Below are 21790 nucleotides of genomic sequence, written 5' to 3'. Positions count from 1 at the left end.
CGTGTATGTTCTTGTCGTCTTACATTTGATTCCTAATGTCACCTTATACTGACTTTGTTAAAAAAGAGAAACCACTGATTTAAATCAGTGGTTTCTGCCATCGATGTAATCCCCTTACTAAGCGAGAATAGACGCTTAGCTCCTTGGTTTTTTACGAGCAACATCCTATTTTGTTGCTGAGGGTGTTCCAAAGTTTACTTTTGGGACACCCTCTTCATAGTTGAATCAAAGCAAGACCTTCGAGCCCTAATTAATTGTAACTTGCCTTGCGGCAAACTCGTGGGTAACCAATTTTACTCAAGATGATAATTCATTATGGCTTCAAAAGCTCGTGTTGGTGCCCACTCAGCTTGATTTTGTACTGTCCAAACGTTTTCTCCCTTTCATCTGAACTTAGAATTTCAGCGCGTTGATAACCGAATGTAGAGATCCCATCTTTATCAATGGTCCAATCATAGACCTTACCTAAGGTATCAAACCCATAATAAAATCCAGTCTTACCTAAATAATCTGAAGACCATTGTCCATTATTGTGTGTTGCATATTTCAAATTGGTTGTTTGATCGGCATCTTGCAAGCCACGTTGATACCGAGTTAGATAATAGACATTGCTTAAATATGTTTTTACCGACTTTATAGGCACATTTTCAGTAGCTACTCTTGAAATCGATTCTCCATTTACCTGATATAAAATAAATTTTTGCGTTGTATTGTAATCATAATTCAGATAGAAGTCACTCTTCTCAGTTTTGAACCAAATATCTCCAAGATGAACTGAGTTCTTGTCGTCATTTGTTACATGATAACTAAAGTCGTTGAACGTATAGAAATCATTGCTTACCCGTAATTTATTGTTCTCTTTTGTTACAACCAAATATTTATCACTATAAATAACATTCTTACCTTCGTAGGTCAGCCCATAGACGCGAATTAGTTTGGACTCTTCAATCGTTTACACACACCCCCTATTGACCTCTCCCTTATTTACCTTTATAATTAGTACCAGATACTAATACTTGATATTAATAATTGAACTTCAGTTTTTATATTCCCTAATATACATCCAACCCTTAAACCCTAAAGAACTCATATTTTACTAAAAGGAGCGATTGATCATGAACCTTACGGTTTCGACAGCCCGCATTACGGCTATTGGCAGCTATGTTCCAGAAAAAAAATTGACGAACGCGGATTTGGAGCAAATGGTGGATACGAGCGACGAGTGGATCGTCCAACGGACCGGTATGCGCGAGCGGCGGATTGCCGGCGAGAACGAATACTCCTCCACAATGGCTTATAAGGCCGTGGAAGACTTGGTCAGCCGTTACGGTCAGGACTTGACTGACGTGGACTGCATCATCGTGTCGACGACGACGCCGGATTACGCTTTTCCGAGCGTGGCCTGCCAAATTCAAGGGTACTTTCACATCCCCAGCACTGCGGCATTTGACCTGAACGCCACCTGCGCTGGCTTCACCTATGCGCTGCATATGGCCAACGGCCTGATTACAGCCGGTTTGCACCGGAAGGTCCTGGTAGTCGCGGCCGAGACGCTGTCCCGCGTAACAGATTATACGGACCGGTCGACCTGCATCCTGTTCGGCGACGGAGCCGCGGCCGTTCTGGTTGAGAAGGACGAGCAGCGTCCAAGCTTTATCGCGGCCCATCTGGGCACGAATGGCGAAGGCGGCATCCACGTCTATCGCACGAACCTTTCCAAGACGATGAACGGTGAGGAGCTGCTAACGAGCGAGAAAATGGTCCAAAACGGACGGGAAGTCTACAAATGGGCGACGCGCACCGTGCCTCAGGGCGTAGAAACTTTGCTGGAGCAGGCGGGAATGACGGCCGGGGACGTGAATTGGTTCGTTCCGCACAGCGCCAATTTCCGCATGGTCGAATCCATCTGCGAAAAAGCCGGCATCCCCGTGGAGAAGACACTGACCAGCATGGAGTATTACGGCAACACGTCTTCGGTTTCGATTCCGCTGGCTCTCCAGCTTGGACTGGACGAAGGCAAGCTGCAGAACGGAGACACGCTGCTGCTGTACGGATTCGGCGGCGGCTTGACCCATGCCGGACTGATCCTGAAATGGGACGTGGATGACCGCGGTTGATCAGCGGCAAAGAGTATGACGTAAATGTTTATAAGGCTTCCGACCATGTCGGAGGCCCTTTTTTTCATAAATTCTTTAATGCATGAGCCTCTCTCCTGCGGCCTTTACGGCCAGCATTCTGCAAAGTACAATAAGAGCAACTCATCGATCCGATGAATGCAACATTTCGACTCATAGAAAAAATCGATGATTAGGTCACAGGCAGGCATGCAACTACAAATTTAAAACAATTTGAATACAATCCAACGACAAAGGTGGGAAAAGGATGAATCTGCACGCGTTGCGCGTATTCGCGGAAGTGGCCAGTACGGGGAGCGTAACCCGGGCCGCAGGTAACCTGCTGCTCAGCCAGCCCGCAGCCACTGCCCAGTTGCGGAATCTGGAGCAGGAGCTCGGGATGAAGCTGGTTGCCTCCAAGGGGCGCTCCATCCAATTGACGCCAGCCGGCGAGCGGCTGGCCGCCCGGGCACGGCAGCTGTTTTCGCTGGAATACGAGATGGAGCGGGAGATGAACGCACTCAAAATCGGGCTCGAGGGCAGCCTCCGGATCTGCTCCACGGATCTGCCCGGCCGGACGGTGCTTCCCGCCTGGATCGTCCGCTTCAAGCAGCAGTATCCGAAGGTGCATGTCCAGTTGACCCGGGGCAGCTCCCGTATCGCAATGGAGCGGCTGCTCGACCACTCGGTGGACATCGCGCTCATCTGCGGCGAGGGTCCGAAGGATTCCGGTTTGGAATACATCACGCTCCTGGAAGATGAGCTGATCTTCATCGCCCACCGGGACCACCCCTTAGCGGGTGCCGCCACAACGCTCCAGGAGCTGATGGCAACCGCCTTTATCCTCCGGGAAGAAGGCAGCTATACCCGTAGGAAGCTCTTCTCCCTGTGCGACGCCTATGAAGTTCCAAAGCCGCGGACCGGAATCTGCATTGAAGGGATGCATGAAACGATTGAAGCCGTCAAATCGGGATACGGTGTTTCTTTTGTGCCCTCGCTTGCGGTAGCCCGGGAGCTCAAATCCGGCGAGCTGGCGGAGGTGCGCGTTCCCGGGGTGCGCGTCAAGGACCCGATCCGGCTGTACACCCGGATTGGCGAAGAGCCTCTGGCGCCGGCGGCTAACTTTATGGCTATGATTGCTCCTCCTCTGTCCCAGGTCGGATCGTAAATCATCAATTATTTTGATGATTCTGTTTGATATATATATTGGATTTATACTCAAAATCTCATTATGCTGAAAGCACAGCACGGTCATGAAACCGCTGTGGAGAAGGCATGGATGAGATTTTTGTTTTTCAGACCGATATTCCAAAGGAGGCACAACCTATGACATCAACACTGTTCACAACATATCAAAGCGCGGTCAAAACCCGCCTGGAAGAAATGAAACGCACGGCCGAAGCTGCCATCGGGCAGCTCGAGGATTCTGCCCTTGCTTGGGCTCCGGAACCCGGTTCCAACAGCATCACCGTGATCGTCAAGCACATGAGCGGGAATATGATTTCCCGATGGACTGATCCATTTACCACCGACGGGGAGAAACCGGACCGAAACCGCAATGCGGAGTTCATTCATGAAGAACTCGACCGCGTAGCCCTGCTGGATCGCTGGGAACATGGCTGGAGCCTGTTCCTGGGACAAATCGCCGCGCTCCGGGAGGAGCAGCTGCTGACGGAAATCACGATCAAGGGCCGGTCCGTCACCGTCATCGAGGCCATTGAAAAAAGCCTATACCATAACGCATACCACATCGGCCAAATCATTTATATCGCCAAGCAGTACCGCAAGGATCAATGGGTCAGTTTGACGTAATCCATAGGCGCTTTTCAAAACAGGGGGCATGCCCCCTGTTCTTTTCTATACAGAACAGGGATTTAAGCAACTCATTCACTTAGTGGGCAGAACCCCGGAACACTTACGGTTACAAAGTCGCTTCTCGTGCTATCCGCATATTTTTTGTACCCTCAAAGTTCATGACAATAATTGTCACTATTAAGCGATACAATAGCAGCAAGAACACCCTCTCCATAACCACGGAGAAGGAAAGGAGAAGGAAATATGAAACTTACTGCGTTGTTTTTTCTGATCATGTTTATGATCGGGACGGATACCTTCCTCATCTCCCCGATGATTCCGACGCTTCAGGACCTGTACGGCGTCCCCACGGGAATGTCGGGCTGGATGATGGGCTCCTACACGCTTGGCGCCGCGGTCTTCGCCTTGATTGCCGGCCCGCTCTCGGACGGTTTGGATCGGAAAAAGGTCATGCTGCTCGGGCTGCTGGGCTTTGCGGTGTCCACCGCGCTGTGCGGAATCGCCGCAGACTTCTGGATGATGTGCCTGTTCCGGCTGCTCGCCGGGATCAGCGCAGCTTTTGCCGCACCGCAGGTGTGGGCATCCATTCAAACGCTGCTGCCCGCAGAGAAAAAAGGCAAGGCGATGGGGCTTGCCTATGCGGGGCTCGCGGTATCCCAAGCGTTCGGGGTTCCGATCGGCAGCTGGCTGGCGGCAGAACGCTGGTCCCTCCCCTTTTTCGCAATCGGAGTCCTGTCCCTGCTGCTTGCCGGAGCCGCCTTTTTCATCCTGCCTTCCATGAAGCCACAACCGAATGCTGGTCAATCGCGGCAGGCCTTCTGGCGCAGATACGCACCGCTTCTCGGAAGCGGCAGGGCTAGAGGCGCTTTCCTGGCTTATTTCCTGATCCATCTGGGCAGCAATGCCGCGTTTGCGTTTTTGGGCAAATGGTCCGCGGAACGCTTTCACCTACCCGTTGACCAGATCGGCACGATTATGATTTTCCTCGGCGTGGGCAATTTAGGCGGCAGTCTCGTCAGCGGATATGTCAACAACCTGTGGACGCCGTCCAGGATTGTGGCCGCTGCTGTGCCGCTCCTGATGATCGGCTATGCCGCGCTCCCACACCTGCCGTCTTTCATGGCCGCATCGATCATGTACTTCGCCATCTTTTTCATCCTGGGCATTCTTTTCCCGATGATCATGGGCGTCCTGAACAGCCTGAATCCGTCGCTGCGGGGGACGATTTCAAGCACGGCTACGGCGACGATGAACGCTGCCACGACGGTCGGCGCCTCCCTTGCGGGCCTGCTGTACGCCGGATCGGGCGGGTATGCGGCCGTCGGCCTGTTCTCGGCCTGCTGCTTCGCCGCATCCCTGCTTATCTTTGGCACGAGCCGCGTGCTGGCGAAAGAGCCGGTACCACAGGCTTAAAAAGTCTATCGACGCATATTTTAAGCATCCATGACCCTTTCAGCGGAAGTTTTTCTTACGCGACATAAGGAAGTCATTGTCTCCGAAGCTATGTCTCCTTTATCTAAAAAAGCCCCACCGACCCTGTCGGCGAGGCTTGCTTTCTTTTACAACGAACATCCTAACAGCACGGCATATGAACAGGAAGCAAGGGCATAAATGAACCAATCCGGTCGTCCCAAGCTCAATGCTATAGATCAACCCATACCATGCCCTAGCCTCACGCCCCGGACAATGCTGGACTTGGCTGCTGGACGGTCACCCGGTATACGCCGGATCCCAGCTCCAGCTTCAGTGTGCCGTCGTCTTCCCTGGCGCTCAGCACGCCCGATGCCTGATCCGCCGGCTGCCCATTGACCCGCGTTGCAGCGATCGACACGCCCGGCAGTTCGGCCTCAGCGGTCGTGTTCGGCGGAATTTCGAATTCGTAGGACGCCTGTGGGCTGTCCCCGTCCCCGTCCACGTCCGCCAAGCTCCATTCGCTCCGGATCGTGCCGTACATCGTATCCAGCGCCGCTTTGGCATAAGACAGCGCCGAATCGGTCCGCGGACGAAGTCGGATCCGCTTGTACCCCGGACCTTCAGCTTCATTCAGATCCAGCCCCGCCACGGCCCGGTACAACCAATCGCCGATGGCGCCGAAGGCGTAGTGGTTATACGAGTTCATGTCATCGCTCCAGAACGAGCCGTCCGGCTTGATACCGTCCCAATGCTCCCAGATTGTGGTCGCCCCCTGCTTAACCGAATACAGCCAGGACGGGTAATCCTCCTGCATCGCCAGCTTCACGGCCAGGTCGTGGTAGCCGTTCTCCGTCAGCACATGGCATAGGTATGGCGTACCGACGAATCCGGTGGTCAAATGGTGGTTCTGTTCCTTGACATACTCCGCCAGCGTAGCGGCCATCCGGCGCTGAACCTCCCCTTCCACCAGCCCGAACATCAGCGGAAGGATCATCGCGGTCTGCGTATGCGCGGCCAGCCTTCCGCCCGGTGTGACGAAATCGTTCAGGAACGCTTCGGCCACCCGTTCGTACAGCTGGCGGTAAGCGGCGGCATCCTCGGTACGCCCGAGAACCTCGGCGGTCTTTACGAACAGGGAGGTCGAATATGCATAGAAGCAGGTGGCGATCAAATCCCTTGGCGTCGCCCCGACGTAGCTGCCTTCCTTCGCGTCAAGCGCCAGCCAGTCGCCGAAATGAAACCCGGTATTCCACAAATATTCATTGTCCCCTTGGGCGCGGATATGGTCAACCCATGCCTTCATGCTGTCATATTGCTCCTCCAGAATCCGCTTATCGCCATAACAAAGATAGATCGTCCAAGGGCAAATGACGGCGGCATCTCCCCAAGCCGCGGACGAGCAGGCATTATCGTCGAGAACCTGCGGTATGACATGCGGCACGCCGCCATCCTCCCGCTGGTCGGCCTTCAGGTCATGGAGCCACTTGGAGAAAAACGGTGCCACGCCGAAATTAAACGCGGCGGTCCGGACAAACACCTGAGCGTCCCCAGTCCACCCCAGCCGCTCGTCGCGCTGCGGGCAATCGGTCGGAATGTCCAGGAAGTTGCCGCGCTGGCCCCACTCGATGTTATGCTGCAGCTGGTTCAACAGCTCATGCGAGCACTCGAACCGCCCTGTCTGCGGCATATCCGTGTGCATGACACGGCCTGTAAAACGGTCCGGATTCAGCGGCTCGGCATCCGGCCAGCCCTCGACCTTCACATAACGGAAGCCCTGGAAGGAGAAATGAGGCTCATACGTTTCCTCACCGCCGCCTCTGCAGGTATACGTTACGGATTGCTTGGCCTTGCGGAGATTGCCCGTGTAAAAATTTCCGCGGCTGTCCAGCACCTCTGCATGCTTCAGCGTAATCGCCGTGCCGGCCGGCAGGTTCAGGCGCATATGCATGCGGCCCACCATGTTCTGCCCCATATCGAGTACGGTATCCCCTTCAGGCGTTCGCAGGACTGTAACCGGTTTCAAATCTTGGATGACCCGCACCGGTTCGTTTTCCTGCATGACGAGGATGTCCTTGGCATGGTCCAGCTTCACCACCCCTGTCCAGTCTGCATCATCAAACCCGGGCTGGCTCCAGCCGCCCGCCTCCAGCCGCGCATCATACGTTTCCCCGTGGTAAATTTCCGACATGCGCACCGGACCGGTCGACGCTTTCCAGGAAGGATCGCTTCCAATGATTTCCGTGCTGCCGTCCGCATATTCAAGATGCAGCTGAAGCAGCAGCGCCCGCTGATCCCCGAACAGGTTGCGATGGTTCTCCCAAGCCAGATTGCCCTTATACCATCCGTTGGCCAGCGCCGTGCCGATGGCATTAACAGCCCGGGATCGGATCAGGTCGGTGACGTCATAGGCCTGAACCTGCAGCCGGTGCCGGTAGCTGGTCCAGCCCGGTGTGAATGCCCAGTCGCCCACCCGTTCGCCGTTCAGCTCCAGCTCATAGAAGCCAAGGCTCGTCGCGTATATTCGTGCCTTCCGGACGTCCTTACTCACACGGAACGCTTTGCGAAGAAGGAATTCTTCCTCCGCCTGGGGATCGATCCGTCCCGGTTCGGGCGTAATCCAATCCGCACTCCAGTCCGACGTCCGCAGCAGCCCCATTTCAAAATGGGACGTATCGCTCCATTCCGACTCCTGCCCCTGTTGATCCCACACCTTGACGCGCCAGCTGCAGCGTTGTCCGGACTGAAGCATGGCACCCGCATATTCGACAAGCACCGATTGGTCCGAGTCCACGACGCCCGTGTCCCAAATCAGATGATCCTCGTTAAAATCCCCTTCCTCTCCCGCCACCTGAAGATGATAAGCCGACTGCAGCACATGCATCCGGCCGGACGTGAGCTGCCAGCTGAATCGGGGACGCTCCGTGCCGAGCCCAAGCGGCTCGCTGCGGTATTCGCAGGTCAATTTCGTAATGCCTAGCGTTGACATAGACTTCCCTCCCGTTTTTTGCGTTGGATGCTAGCAAGGGTCTTTGGCTACGTGTTCCAACTACTGCTTCCATTGTAAGAAAAACGCCAATCGACGTACCTTCAAAGAAGACAGACCGCGTTTAAAGGTGATTTTTCTTGCAATATCAGGAAGCCATGGCTCTGGTGTTTATGCTTTCTGCTATTATAAAAAAGGCAGCTGTGCGATACAGGCGCTGATCCGGACGAAAATATAGGCTGATCTGGACATATCACCAATGATGACCTAGGATAGGAGCAAAGGTTGATTTTCCGAAAATCCACCATCGAGGGGAGAATGCAAGTGAGCGTAAAACGAAGCCAGGCCTTGCTGCGGATGGACGCTTTTTTCGAGCCGGGGGTGCCTTTCTACGTCAACCGCGTATCCGAATCGTTCGATATGCTGGAACACTCGCACGAGTTTGTGGAGCTGACCTATGTCAGCGAAGGCTCGGGCGTCCATTATATCGGCGGAGAAGCCTGGCCGGCCGAGCAGGGCAGCCTGTTTCTCATCCCGGTCGGACTCTCGCATGTATTCCGTCCGAAGACCCCGCGGAAGGACCGGCAGCTGGTCGTGTACAACTGCATCTTTCCGGCCGATTATCTCCGGGAGCTTGAGACTGCTTTCCCGCGCGATCGGGAGGTGTTCGCCGCCTTTCTGGAACCGGATATGCCGTGGCTGGAAATCAAAGATCAGAGCGGCGAGTATCACGCCTTGTTCCGTGAACTGTACCGGGAATATGCCGGCCGAAGCCCCGGCTGGCTGCTGCTGCTGACCTCGCTGCTGGTCCGCGTGCTGACCGGCCTGTACCGGCACCGGCTGCAGCTGGATCCGCCAGCCGACAGGCGCCAAGGCTCGCTGACGATCGACGAATCGATCGCTTATATAGAGCGTCACTTCGCCTCCGAGTTGCGGCTGGGCGAGCTGGCGGCGCAGGCCAGCCTCAGCCCGAGGCATTTCAGCCGGCTGTTCGCCCGCCAGACGGGAATGAGCTTCACCGCCTATTTGCAGGGTATCCGCATGGATGCCGCCTGCCGTATGCTGATCGAAAGCGACGGCAGCGTGAGCGAAATCGCCGCCCGGGCCGGGTACAGCGATTTGAAGTTTTTTCACCGGCTGTTCAAGCAAAAAACCGGCCTCACGCCCAGGCAGTACCGGCAGCGGCGGAAGGGCTGAGAGACGGGTGTCAACTGAAATTCATTGAATAGTTAGCAGAGGCCCCGTACCTCCCTTTTCAAAACGTTATTACAGTAACATTCCAGGGTACAAAAAAGCCTCCTCAAGAGAGGGGGCTGAAGTACTTCATTAACCTCTTACTTTTATTTTCCTCCGGTAACCCGAATCAATTCGCCGTTAATATTCCCGTTTGCCTCAGACCCGAGAAAGACGACCAGGTTCGCGATATCCTCAGGTGCGCTATGTTTGCGCGTAGGCACGTTCTCCCGCTCCTTCTCGATCATCTCCGCCGGAAAAATCGCTAGGGCTTTCTCCGTCATCGTCCAGCCCGGCATCACCACATTCGTCAGGATTCCGGCGGGTCCCAGCTCTTTGGACAACGTCGCCGTCAAACCGTGCAGACCGGCCTTGGCCGCTGTATACGCCCCGCCTCCAGCCATGCCGTCCTCAGCCAGCTCCGAAGAGATATTGATGATCCTTCCCCAGCCGGATGTCCGCATCAATGGCAGCACTTTCTGAATGGTATAGTAGTATCCCTCAAGATTTGCGCGTATGGTTTGTCTCCAACCGCTTGCATCCGTGTCTTCAAAGGCCAGGCCTATGACGCTGCGGTCTCCCCACAGGACAGCATTGTTAACGAGTACCTGAATACCTCCCCACGTCTCGGCAATCTGATGTACGGCTTGATCCATGGAACGGTCGTCCGTTAAATCATAATGGACTGCAATGGCCTCTGCGCCATGGCTTCTGATTTTCTCTGCCGTACGTTCCGCCGCTTCCCGCCCGCTCGCATACGTAACGGCAACCTTGGCCCCTTCCATACCGAATTTTTCAGCCGTCGCCGCTCCGATTCCGCTTGAGCTTCCAGTGATGACTACAACCTTGTCTCTAAGTCCCAGATCCATCCCGATCTCTCCTTTATAAATGAAAATGAATCATAAATTGAGCTGCATTTTATTTAGTCACTTAAATCTTTAGTTATCCTAAATATATATCCAAAAGGAAAACGTCACGAATCACGATGCGTGCTTGCATCCCCGATTCTCCAACGCTTCCTGCCGGCTGTCCTTGATGGCAACCGCCAGGATACCTCTGATGCCTCCGCTGCTCTGCTACCTCTGTTATCCCCGCTACCTTCTCTACTCCGCTACCTCTGTTATCCCTGCTACCTCCGCTATCTTCGATACCTTCGCTTATTCCGAATCATTCTCAATAAACAATGAATGCAAGTCTTTCCCTCGATCCTCTCCTCCTTCCATCACGCCGCTGTGGATCTTTCTCAGCCAAACGAGCATCAATGCGCTCTCCTCCGGGGTCAGCTGCTGTTGGATTCGCTCTTCGATGTCTTCCACGATACCGCCGCAAACCTGTTCCAACGACCGGCCGGCGTCCGTTAGAAATATACGCTTTACCCTGGCATCCTCTGCATCCTGTTTACGGATAACCCAGCCTCCCTTGACCAGCGGATCCAGCAGGTTGGTCAGCGAAGCTGGCCGAATCCGAAGCCGCTCATGCAGCTCTTTCTGGGTCAGCCCATCCCCGACATTCCACAGTTGGACAAGAACCCCAACCTGCGAAGTGGTAATGCCATACTGGGCCAACCGCTGATCGTAAAGCCTGCCGGTCTCCCGGAAAATTTGTTTGATCCAATACCCGATACTGTTTTGAAATGAGTGCGACATTTATTTAGTCTCCCTAAAAATATATTAAACTCATCGTCGTCTGTCAATATTTCTTAAATACACCAACAGTTTAGCACAAACAGACGGTTCAGACACAACCATGCAGGTCTCATTTCGCGGTGACGATCCTGCGCCTTTTTAAATATCTCCCCAAACAATCCCGTCCAGTTTCCTTAAAATGATATTACCGTTCATTCTCCCCGGACCCGCAAAAGACGACCTGGTTCTCGTGTCCATCTCCCTTCATTTCTCCCCTAACACCCGACTGTATTTTGGAAACGGAATGGTCTAGAATGGCATGTAGACTTACATTTCCGTGAACTATCGCTTATGGCTGTTCCACCCGCATCCTAACACAGCATCTTCAGAGTTCACCCATCATTCCAAAGGAGAATCGCCTGCCATGACGATCCAATCCGTTTTCCGCCGGGCCAACCAAATCTGCAACCGCGAACTGACCCGGCTGGAGGAAGCCGGCCTGTCCATCGCCATCATGTACTGGGGGTTTATGCCCACGCACTATGACAATTCCATGCACCGCCACTCCTTTTTTGAAGCCTGTTACGTTGTGGACGGCGAAGGCGCATACATCGAACAAGGCAAAGAATACCCGCTGAAGAAAGGCACCGCTTTTCTGTCGCTGCCCGGCGTCTGGCACCAGATCCAAAGCGAGACCGGCCTTACGCTCGTCTATGCCGCTTTTGAGGTGGATGAAAAGCATACCGGGAGCCCATATCTGGAGGCTTACCGGCACTTGGCCGAGCATGGGCAGCCGGTGGTGGATGGTGCGGACGAGCAGCCCGCCGGGCATTTGTGGGATGCGCTCATCTCTATGTTTCAGACTCCAAAACCGGCCCTCCAACCGGTACTCAGCCACGTCTCCATGTCCCTGATGCTGTCCATTCTCTCCCTGCACGGAACACAGCAGCAGGACACGCCGGAAGCTGGCTCGGATGTGGCAGCCGCCGAAGAGAACTCTCTCTTTCGGCAGGCCAAGCTGTTCATTGACGACAACCTGGGCGAAGAGCTGACACTCGCCTTGGTTGCAGGGCACCTGCATATTTCGTCCCGCCATTTAACGAGGTTGTTTCAGGCCAACCTGAGCCAATCATTCGTCCACTATATTCAGGAACGCCGGGTGCGCCGAGCTTCCCAGCTGCTGCTTCAGAGCGACCTGCCCGTCAAGGACATCGCATCACAGTGCGGCTTTCAGTCGGTCCATTATTTCACACGAATATTTACCCGCCGGCTCGGTGTATCCCCCGCGAAATTCAGACGTTCCCAGTTCACCGAAGGGCGTTCGGGCAAAGAACATTTCCCTCCGAACATGTCCTGATTGTACAAAAGCTGTTCTGGATCGTTTAAAGACGCTTCCTCTCCCTCGTCTTACAATGTTACACATAACGACAGACAAGAGGGAGGAACACCATGACTGCATCAGTACCCCCATCCTTTAATCCGTTACCCGTCAATTCCATTCCCGTTCACAGCCTCGAGGAACCTTCTCTTATTCTGGACGGCTTCTCCAAAGATTACGATTCCTTAATAGCCCGGCTGACCGCCATGTACAAAAATCACGGCGGCGAGGCTTTCGTCGTCGCGATCGATGCGGCGAACGGAGCCCAGTACGGCCGCTGGGTGAACCGTCTCCGCACTTACTGCGAGGAAGAAGACATTCCCTGGATCGGAATCGATACTGCCCGTTATATGAAGAAACCGGAGGATCTTCAGCGGCAGTTTCATCCCTATCTGACCGATAACCGCGCGTTTGGCAAAATCGCCGCCGACGTTTCGGAAGACGGCTATTTTCAGGAAGGAGCCCGGAAAAAGTGGCTCCAGGACGTTCAGCAGAAGTTGAGAATCTGCAGCGAAGCGGTCAAAGCCGGCGAAACCCCGATTCCGATGGTCGTGACCGCCGGTCCCGGGGCGCTCTTCCTCTGCCCCTCTCCGGATGTTTCCGTTTACTGCGACCTGTCCAGAGAGTACCAGCAGAAGCTCCACCGGATGGGCATGGGCAGTCTCGGCCTAGGCGAAAGCGCCGATCCGGTTGAGACATACAAACAGGCCCTGTTCCTGGAATGGCCCGTATGGGAGAACTATCGGAATCGGCATCTGTATGATTTCGATGTGTATATCGATATGAATCAGCCGGAATCGCCGGCCTGGGTTACCCTCCCGGCGCTCAAGGAGCTGCTGGCCGCCGCCGCCCGCCACCCGTTTCGGGTCAAGCCGTTCTTCGCGCCGGGCATATGGGGCGGGCAGTATCTGAAGGAGCTGTGCGGACTGCCTGAAGATTGGCGCAACTGCGCCTGGGCATTCGAGCCGATCGCCCCCGAGAATACGCTGTTGATCGAAGCAAACGGCAGCGTCATCGAAGTGCCGTTTCCGCTCCTGCTTACCTCACACCCGGAGGAAATCATGGGAGGGCGGAATGTGGAGCTGTTCGGGGATTATTTTCCGATCCGCTTCGATTACCTGGATACGATCGACGGCGACAACCTGTCGCTGCAGGTCCATCCGCAGCAGGCATACATCGAGCGGACGTTCAACGAAACGATGACGCAGCAGGAATCCTATTACATTATGGAGCAAAAACCGGGGTCCTCCCCCATCGTTGCCTTGGGCTTCCAGGAGGGAATTGGCGGCAGCGACCTGCTTCAAGCGGTGGATCAGGCCCATGAGACGCGGCAGCCGCTCGACATCGGGCAGTATGTCAACGTATGGGAATCCCGCAAAGGGGATCTTTTTCTGATCCCGCCGGGCGCCGTCCATTTTTCCGGAAGGGACAATCTCGTGCTCGAAATATCGTCCACCACCTGGTGGTTTACCTTTAAAATTTACGATCACCTCCGCCTTGACCAGGACGGCCTGCCCCGTCCGATCAACCGGGACCATGCGGAGCAGAACATGATCGACGATTTCGACACCGCGTATGTCCGGGAGCATCTGATCGCACAGCCGAAGATCAGCCGCGTGCAGGGAAACAGCACCGAGGAGCTGCTCGGCGAGCGGGACGACCTGCTGTTCCAGGTCAAGCGGCTGCGTCTGGACGGACCGTGGGAGGATCATACCGAAGGCGGTTTTGTCATGTACAACCTGGTCGAGGGGCAGCGCGTCCGTTTGATTCCGGAACGCGACGAGGAAGCCGCCGTGGAATGGGGGTATGCAGAAGCCTACATCGTTCCCGCCTCGATCGGCGGCTACCGGCTCGAGCCGGTTGGTCCCGGGCCCTGCACCTTGATCCGCGCCCAGGTTTCGCCGGGCTGGAATACGCCGCTCCTTCCGCACCAATGGAAGCCCGGTGGGCGGGTATGATCGGCCACCCCGGCCAAACGCCGGCTGGGACGGTCGTCACATTGGCCATCGATGCCGGCGGAACCTTCATGAAAGGCGGCGTGCTGAAGAACGGGATCCTTCTGCCCGAGCCATATCTGGAGCAGCCTTCACGCTCGGAAGCGGATGCCGAAAGCTTCATTGCCCATTTCGCCAGCCTGATCATCCGGCTTGCCGGAGCATACATGAAGGGAAGCGGCACCCCGGAGCACGATGTGACGTTTCGCATCGGGACGGCCTTTCCGGGCCCCTTCGATTATGAACGCGGCATCAGCCGCATCCGGGGGCTTGGCAAATATGAGCAGCTGTACGGCGTGCCCGTAGGTGAGCTGCTCAAGAAGGAGCTTCGCCGCCGCGCCGGGCTGCCGGGCAGCGACCCATGGATGCGGACGCTCGCGGATGCGGACATCACCTTCGGCAACGATGCCGTCCTGTTCGGCATGGGCGCGGCCAAGCGCTACCCCGGCGAGCGGCTGCTCTGCCTGACCTTGGGCACCGGTCTCGGCTCGGTCTTCATGGACCGGGGCCGGACGGTCAGCGGCTCGGACGGCGTGCCCGAGAGCGGCATGCTGTATGCCGAGACGTTCGAGGGCGCGCCGGTCGACGGCCAGTTCGGCAGGCGCGGCGTGCTGGCGCTGGCAGACGCGCTTCAGGCCCGGCGGCAAGGTGATGATGTCATCGACCTTGCCGCCGCGGCCGCCCGGGGCGAGGCCGCCGCCCTCCGGGTCTGGCGCGCCTACGGCGAGCGGCTCGGACGGATGCTGCGCCCGTATGCCGCCAGCTTTAGGCCGGACCGCCTGATCCTGGGCGGCCAGATTGCCAAAAGCCTGCCGCTCTTCGGCGCTTCCCTTATGGACGCGCTGCTGCCGATACGGCTGCCCGTGCTGTATGAAGACGATCTGCTGCGGCTGGTCTTTTACGGAGCCGACATGCTTTTTGACTAATACGGATCCTTTTTCCCTAAATCGGCTTTCGCTGGAAGGCCAATACAACTCTCCCCTTAAGGAGGATATACGATGACACTAGAACAACAGTTAAAACAGGCCGACGCGCCGCTGCCCGCCCGTAAATGGACGATTTACGCCATTCACCATTCCCACACCGACCTCGGCTATACCGATCGTCAAGAGAAGATCGAGCAGTACCATGTCGATTTCATCCGCCAGGCGCTGCGGATCGCCAATGCCGCTCATGCAGGTGCCAAACCCGAATGGAAAGGCTTCCGCTGGACGTGCGAAACGTTCTGGGCGGTGGAGCAGTTTCTGAAGGCGGCTTCGCCCGAGGAGCAAAAATCGTTTGCCGAAGCCGTCCTCCGCGGCGACCTCGAGCTGTCCGGCACCTATCTGAACATGACAGAGCTTCCGGACGAACAGCTGCTCAGCAGCCTTCACAGCAAAGCCCAAGCCTACGCCGCCTCCATTGGCAGCCGCGTGGACAGCGCCATGACCGCAGATATCAACGGGTACGGCTGGGGGTATGCCGACAGCCTGCTGAACCATGATATCGAGCATTTGTTCAGCTGTATCCATACGCATCACGGCATGTACGCCCTTGGCCGCAAGCAGGCTCCTTTCTGGTGGGAAACGCGCGACGGCCGCCGCCTTCTCGTCTGGAACGGAGAGCATTATATGATCGGCAACGAGCTGGGCCTGTGCCCCGGAGCGCTCGGCAAATACATGATCCGCGACGAGTTCAATCACCAGCTGGTGGAACCGGAAGCGATCCATGACGGCATCGCCACGGTCCGCATCCGCCGGTACTTGGCTCAGCTGGAAGCCGAGCAGTACCCGTATGCGTTCGTGCCCGTCATGCTCTCGGGACTCGGTACCGACAACGGCGCGCCGAACAGCCGGATCATCGAATGGATCCAGGCCTGGAACGAGCAGCACGGTGACCTGATTACGATCGAGATGACCAGCCTCAGCGGCTTTTTTGCCCGCCTGAAGCAGGAAAATCTGGCCGAACTGCCCGTCCACCGGGGAGACTGGCCGGACTGGTGGACGGACGGCGTCAGCTCTACACCGATGCATACCCAGGTCTTCCGGGATGCCCAGCGGACGCTCCGCAAAGCGGTCAAGCTGGACCCTGAAGCAAGCGTACTCCGCCGGGCCGAGATCGATGAGACTGAGGAAGCGCTGGCGCTGTATGCCGAGCATACGTGGGGCTACCATTCCTCCATTTATGAACCGTGGCATAAAAACGTCCAGCTGCTGGAGGTCCGCAAGCTGGCGCATGCCGCCGAAGCAAGCCGCCTGGCCTACCGCGCCTTGGACAAGGTGCTGCTGCAGCAGGGCAGCGCCACGTTGTACCCGGATCGGCCGTACCGGTTCCGGGTCAGCAATCTGGCCGCGCGGGAAGTGACAGAGCTCGTCACGCTCCAGCTGGACGGCTGGGAGCCTGGCGCCTTGCGCGAAGGCGTCGAAGTCGTGCGGGAGGATACCGGCGAAGTGCTGCCGCAGCAGTCCGTCCATCCGCACACCATCGTCACCGAGCTCAAGCTGCAGGCACAGGAAACCTGCTTCCTGCTTCTGCGCCCGCTGGCTCAGGGACGGCAGCAGGGCACGACGACGACCAACACCCGCCTGATCGGAGCAGACCAGGTATACGACATGGACGACATGTTCCAGGGGGCTTCCGGCGCTGCCGGCCATCCGCCGATCCGCATGACCCGGAACGGCCTGGAATCCCCGTTCGTCCGTCTGGCCTGGTCCGACAGCGGCATTCATTCCTGGTTCAACAAGGAGCTGGACACCGAGATGCTGCGCAGCGGCAATCCGTACGGTGCGTTCACACCGATCTACGAAGTTACCCGGCCGGCGGATGAGACGGACGCCTCCCAGGTATGGAGCACCCGGGCACGGATGGGCCGCAACCGCAAGGGGCTCCACGCCGAGCGCTCCGCCGGGCGCATTACATCGGTGCGCACCGTGGAGAACGGACCGCTTTATGCCACGGTAGAAATCACGTACCAGTTGAACGGCTTGTCCTACTTCGCCTTGTTCCTGCGGGTCCATGCCAACCGGAACCGGGTCGACGTGTCGGCCCGCTTCCATAAAGACAGCGTCTGGAGCCCGGAGAACGTCTACCTCTCGCTTCCTTTTACAAGCGGGGACACCTTGCGGGATACGCTGTATGCGGATAAACCGGGAGGCTTGGTGCGTCCGTGGAAGGACCAGCTTCCCGGGACCTGCCTCGATTATGCCTGCGTCCAGGAAGGCATTGCCTGGCAGGATGACCGAAGCTCGGTGCTGCTGGCTTCCCCGGATACGCCGCTCATGCAATGGGGCCCGCTGGAGTACGGCACAAGACGCCTCCACACCCAGCAAGCGGAGGACGAGAAGCCGGAATCGTACGCCTGGCTGATGACCAACTATTGGGAGACCAATTTTAAAGCGACGCTCGGCGGCTTTTACGAATTTCAATACCATGTCAGCTCGGAGCCGGCGCTGCCGGAGGATGAGCTTGCGGCAGCCCTCCGGGCGCTGCATGAGCCGTTTGTCGTGTGCCGGATGCGTCCGGAAGGCGTGTAAGCGGCTAACAAGGCGCAATATTTGGACGTCCATCGACGCCAGATTCAAGGAAGACAGACCGCGTATAGCGGAGGCTTTACTTCCATATAAGAAAGATCACTCTCTGGAGCTTATATATTCTTATATCTACAGAAGGAGCTGTCCCTCATGGGACGGCTCCTTTCTTGTTTGTTCTTCCGCTCATGCCAAAACGTATACACCGATCCGAGGGACTGCGGCGAACCAGCGCTGCAACTTCGGTCTTCCTCTTCGCTCTTTAGGTCCGCACAATCCCCTTTCCCCCTTTCTCTGCGCACTTTAGCTCGTCACGAATACTCCTCCTTCTCTTCCACACCTATACAGCAAATTAATGCTATTCCCCGTCATTTCTCTATAGCAGTAATTTCTTCTTTCCCCTGCGCCCTTAAATTTGTTATCATTTTGTTATATTAATAACACTAATTTTTATTGTGATTAGTATAATAGAAGACAATAAATAACAAATGAGTACATTTAAAAAACGCATTCAAAAGGCTATAATAGCAATGCAAACGCTAACATATTCGAAATGGGGAGAGTAGAAATGAAAAAGAAATCTGTTACTTTGTTAGGATTTGTTATGATCCTGATGCTTTCCATGTCCCTGTCCGCCTGTGGATCAAGCGACGGCAGTGATGATTCGGCCAGCAGCGGAGGAGGCACGGATACCACCGGCACTTCGTCCGGTGGATCTACCGGAAGCGGAACCGAGCTGTCGGGCAAAATCACCTTTTTGACCAACCGGACCGACATGATCGGCAAAGAGTATGACGATTATGTAAAGCGCTTTAACGAGAAATACCCGAATATCAAAGTGGAATTCGAGGGTTCGCAAACCGATTATAACCAGCAGGCAAAAGTGAGAATGGCTGGCGATGAGCTTCCGGACGTGATGTTTATCCCGACGATTCCGAACTCCGACCTGCCGAAGTATTTTGCTCCGCTCGACGATCTCGGGCTGGATGACAAGATTACGTTTAAAGACTTCAGATCTTATGAAGGCAAAGTATACGGTATCACAACAGGCAACTCCACTTCCGGTATCGTGTACAACAAAAAAGCGTTCGCCGATGCAGGCATTACAGAAATCCCGAAAACTTGGGACGAGTTCCTGGCAGCTTGTGAAAAACTGAAGCAAAAGGGCATCGTGCCGCTGGCTTCCAACTTCAAAGATAAATGGCCCCTGAACAACTGGGTGTATGACCTGCCGCGGCTGATCGAGAACAATGCGGACTTCCCGAACGCGAAGCTGAATACGGACACGCCGTTCACGATGGACAACGGTTACGGCAAGGCGTTCAGCCTGATCCGTGAACTGAATGAAAAAGGCTACCTGGAGAAGGACATCAACTCCACCAACTGGGAGCAGTCCAAGAAGGATGTGGCCTCCGGCAAGTTCGCCATGTACTTCCTTGGCAACTGGGTCATCAATCAAGTCGTCGGAGCAGGAACGGCTTCGGACAACGTCGGCTTCTTCCCGCTGCCGTATGACAACTCCGGCACGCTGCGCGCCGCCCTTAGCCCTGACTTCTTCTATGCAGTATCCAAAAACAGCAAAAACGTTGAAGCCGCCAAGGCTTTTGTCAAATGGATGCTTGAGGACTCCGGTTACGAAGACTTCGCCGGATTCATCCCGCCGCTGAAAGACAAAGAGTCCAAGCTGGCCCAGCTGAAAGAATTCCAGGCTACCGGCGTGGAGCTTCAGGAAGGCACACCGGATGATGCAACGGTTACCGACATCCTCAATAAAGCCCAGATCGATTTGCCGGCCATGGTTCAGGAATTCGTCCTTGCCAAGGATCCGCAAAGCGTCCTGGATAAATGGAACAAGGCGTGGGCCAAAGCCAAGAAAGATCTCGGCAAATAACGCCTGAATAGCCCGGCAAAGTGGATTATCCGCCTTAGGAGGTAATCCGCTTTGCTGTCGGCTTACATCCAAGAAACGCCTATAAGCTTGCAGAAAGAAGGTATAGCATGTTCGGAACGCTCTCGTACCGCAAACAGAAGACGATCATTATCGTCTCTTTTTTACTGATTCCTTTAATTCTACTAGCCACCTTCACCTACTACCCGGCGATCAAGCTGATCTATTACAGCTTTACGAACTGGGACGGCTACAGCCCGGAGAAGCCTTGGGTCGGCCTGGACAATTACCGGGAAGTGTTCTCCAATTCGGATATTTTCAAAGTGTTCGAGCACAACTTCGCTTACTTTGCGATGGGAATCGTCCAGAATATCATCGCCATTTACTTTGCTGTCGTCCTGAACAGCCGGCTGCGCGGCCGGAACGTGTTCCGGATTCTGCTGTTTCTGCCTTACATCATGAACGGCGTGGCGGTCGCTTTTATGTTCGGATACGTGTTTGACACGACCAACGGCTCGCTGAACCTGTTCCTCTCCAGCCTTGGACTGAAGCATCTTGGCGAAACAAGCTGGCTTGGCACGGAAGGGCTTGTCAACTATGCGCTGGCCTCTACCGGACTGTGGCGCTTTATGGGCTACAACATGGTCATTTACATCGCTTCCCTGCAGGCCATTCCGAAGGATATTTACGAAGCGGCGAAAATCGACGGTGCCGGCTCTTTGCAGACCTTGTGGAAAATCACGCTGCCGAACATGAAGCCGGTTATTCAACTGAACCTGTTCCTGACCGTGACGGGCGCGCTCGAAGTGTTCGACCTTCCGTTTGTGCTGACCAAAGGCGGACCTGCCGGAGCGAGCCAGACGTATGTGCAGCGCGTCGTGGAAACGGCCTTCGCCTACAACAACTATGGATTGGCCTCGGCGATGAGCGTCATCTTATTGTTCTTTGTGGTCATCGTACTGGCCGTTCAGCAGCTTGTGCTCAGCAGAGGAGGAAATAAATAATGCATTCGTCCAAATTCCGGATCCAGGACCTGATTAAGTACTTGACCCTGCTCATCGGGGTATTCGTCGTCCTGTTCCCTCCCTATGTCGTCATCATCAACGCATTCAAATCGAGGGATGAATTTAACAGCAGCAGTTCGATGTCGCTGCCCCATAACTTTTTGAATTTCGAAAATTTCAAGGTCGTACTCGAGCGCGGCGGCCTGCTCAGCGGATTCGGCAACATTCTGATCATTATCGTCGTCTCGCTCGCGCTGAACATTTTGTTCGGCACGATGGTCGCCTATGTCCTGGGCCGGTTCGATTTTAAACTGAAACCGATCGTGTTCGGGGCATATCTTGTCGCTACCATCATCCCGAGCATCACGACACAGGTAGCCACGTTCGGCATTATCAAAAGCCTAGGCCTGTACAACACGATGGGTGCCCCGATCGTACTGTACATCGGAGCCGACGTGATCCAGATCATTCTATACCTGCAGTTCATCCGCAACATCCCTTATGACCTGGACGAAAGCGCCATGGTGGAAGGCGCATCCCTGTTCAAAATTTACCGTTCGATCATTTTCCCGCTGCTGACGCCGGCTACGGCAACGCTCATTATTCTGAAAACGATCAGCATTTATAACGATATGTACATTCCATATTTATACATGCCGAAGCAGAGCCTCGGCGTCGTCACCACTGTATTGATGCGGTTCCAGGGCGTCAACACGGCCGATTGGAACCTCATCTGCGCCGCGATTCTGGTCATCCTTTTGCCTACGGTCATATTGTACTTTTTCCTGCAGCGTTATATCTTTGAAGGAGTAACCAGCGGAGCGGTTAAATAAGACA

At 55.4% G+C, this 21790-nt stretch carries 16 protein-coding genes; 12 read left to right on the top strand and 4 right to left on the bottom strand.

Features of this window, described 5'->3' with window-relative positions; all coding sequences use genetic code 11:
• Nucleotides 1–313: 313 nt before the first annotated feature.
• Complete coding sequence (locus ABIE48_RS06690) at nt 314–874, bottom strand: hypothetical protein (RefSeq protein WP_192714999.1); 561 nt, start codon at nt 872–874, stop codon at nt 314–316.
• A 241-nt stretch (nt 875–1115) separates the two neighbouring features.
• Between ABIE48_RS06690 and ABIE48_RS06685 the strand changes: the two genes are divergently transcribed.
• The 4 genes from ABIE48_RS06685 to ABIE48_RS06670 all read left to right on the top strand — a co-directional run bounded on the left by ABIE48_RS06685 (nt 1116) and on the right by ABIE48_RS06670 (nt 5342).
• Nucleotides 1116–2117 (top strand): ketoacyl-ACP synthase III, encoded by a 1002-nt coding sequence (locus tag ABIE48_RS06685; RefSeq protein WP_145024679.1) that lies wholly within the window; start codon nt 1116–1118, stop codon nt 2115–2117.
• Between the two features lie 265 nt (nt 2118–2382).
• Nucleotides 2383–3282 (top strand): LysR family transcriptional regulator, encoded by a 900-nt coding sequence (locus ABIE48_RS06680; RefSeq protein WP_145024681.1) that lies wholly within the window; start codon nt 2383–2385, stop codon nt 3280–3282.
• Between the two features lie 158 nt (nt 3283–3440).
• A complete protein-coding gene (locus ABIE48_RS06675; protein ID WP_145024683.1) occupies nt 3441–3926 on the top strand; it encodes a DUF1572 family protein in 486 nt (161 codons plus the stop codon).
• A 246-nt stretch (nt 3927–4172) separates the two neighbouring features.
• Nucleotides 4173–5342, top strand: coding sequence for an MFS transporter (locus ABIE48_RS06670; protein WP_192715000.1), 1170 nt, complete (start codon nt 4173–4175; stop codon nt 5340–5342).
• Between the two features lie 259 nt (nt 5343–5601).
• Here the strand turns inward: ABIE48_RS06670 and ABIE48_RS06665 are convergent, their stop codons facing one another.
• Nucleotides 5602–8328, bottom strand: a complete 2727-nt coding sequence (locus tag ABIE48_RS06665; protein ID WP_192715001.1) for an alpha-L-rhamnosidase — start codon at nt 8326–8328, stop codon at nt 5602–5604.
• A 321-nt stretch (nt 8329–8649) separates the two neighbouring features.
• Here ABIE48_RS06665 and ABIE48_RS06660 point away from each other — a divergent pair, with 321 nt between their 5' ends.
• Entirely contained in the window at nt 8650–9522 is an 873-nt protein-coding gene (locus ABIE48_RS06660) for a helix-turn-helix domain-containing protein (protein WP_192715002.1), read from the top strand.
• Between the two features lie 143 nt (nt 9523–9665).
• Here the strand turns inward: ABIE48_RS06660 and ABIE48_RS06655 are convergent, their stop codons facing one another.
• The gene (locus tag ABIE48_RS06655; protein ID WP_192715003.1) at nt 9666–10427 is read right to left on the bottom strand and encodes an SDR family NAD(P)-dependent oxidoreductase; all 762 of its coding nucleotides are present in this window, start codon (nt 10425–10427) and stop codon (nt 9666–9668) included.
• A gap of 288 nt (nt 10428–10715) precedes the next feature.
• Entirely contained in the window at nt 10716–11204 is a 489-nt protein-coding gene (locus ABIE48_RS06650) for a MarR family winged helix-turn-helix transcriptional regulator (protein ID WP_192715004.1), read from the bottom strand.
• A gap of 403 nt (nt 11205–11607) precedes the next feature.
• On the opposite strand from ABIE48_RS06650, the gene ABIE48_RS06645 reads away from it, so the two are divergent.
• The 7 genes from ABIE48_RS06645 (at nt 11608) to ABIE48_RS06615 (ending at nt 21786) form a co-directional block, all read left to right on the top strand.
• A complete protein-coding gene (locus ABIE48_RS06645; protein ID WP_145159601.1) occupies nt 11608–12540 on the top strand; it encodes an AraC family transcriptional regulator in 933 nt (310 codons plus the stop codon).
• A gap of 92 nt (nt 12541–12632) precedes the next feature.
• Entirely contained in the window at nt 12633–14519 is a 1887-nt protein-coding gene (locus ABIE48_RS06640) for a class I mannose-6-phosphate isomerase (RefSeq protein ID WP_192715005.1), read from the top strand.
• The gene (locus ABIE48_RS06635) at nt 14516–15481 is read left to right on the top strand and encodes an ROK family protein (protein ID WP_354518549.1); all 966 of its coding nucleotides are present in this window, start codon (nt 14516–14518) and stop codon (nt 15479–15481) included. The genes ABIE48_RS06640 and ABIE48_RS06635 overlap by 4 nt, the downstream gene beginning before the upstream one ends.
• A 72-nt stretch (nt 15482–15553) precedes the next feature.
• The gene (locus ABIE48_RS06630; protein WP_192715007.1) at nt 15554–18067 is read left to right on the top strand and encodes a glycoside hydrolase family 38 N-terminal domain-containing protein; all 2514 of its coding nucleotides are present in this window, start codon (nt 15554–15556) and stop codon (nt 18065–18067) included.
• Between the two features lie 562 nt (nt 18068–18629).
• Entirely contained in the window at nt 18630–19952 is a 1323-nt protein-coding gene (locus ABIE48_RS06625) for an ABC transporter substrate-binding protein (protein ID WP_192715008.1), read from the top strand.
• A 107-nt stretch (nt 19953–20059) separates the two neighbouring features.
• Entirely contained in the window at nt 20060–20953 is an 894-nt protein-coding gene (locus ABIE48_RS06620) for a carbohydrate ABC transporter permease (RefSeq protein ID WP_076169143.1), read from the top strand.
• The gene (locus tag ABIE48_RS06615; protein ID WP_145024701.1) at nt 20953–21786 is read left to right on the top strand and encodes a carbohydrate ABC transporter permease; all 834 of its coding nucleotides are present in this window, start codon (nt 20953–20955) and stop codon (nt 21784–21786) included. Before ABIE48_RS06620 ends, ABIE48_RS06615 begins: the two co-directional genes overlap by 1 nt.
• Nucleotides 21787–21790: the final 4 nt, after the last annotated feature.

The sequence above is a fragment of the Paenibacillus sp. OAE614 genome, from assembly GCF_040546645.1.
Lineage (GTDB): Bacteria > Bacillota > Bacilli > Paenibacillales > Paenibacillaceae > Paenibacillus_AQ > Paenibacillus_AQ favisporus.
Note: the sequence above shows the minus strand (reverse complement) of the source record. Positions and strands in the feature narration are given on the sequence as shown.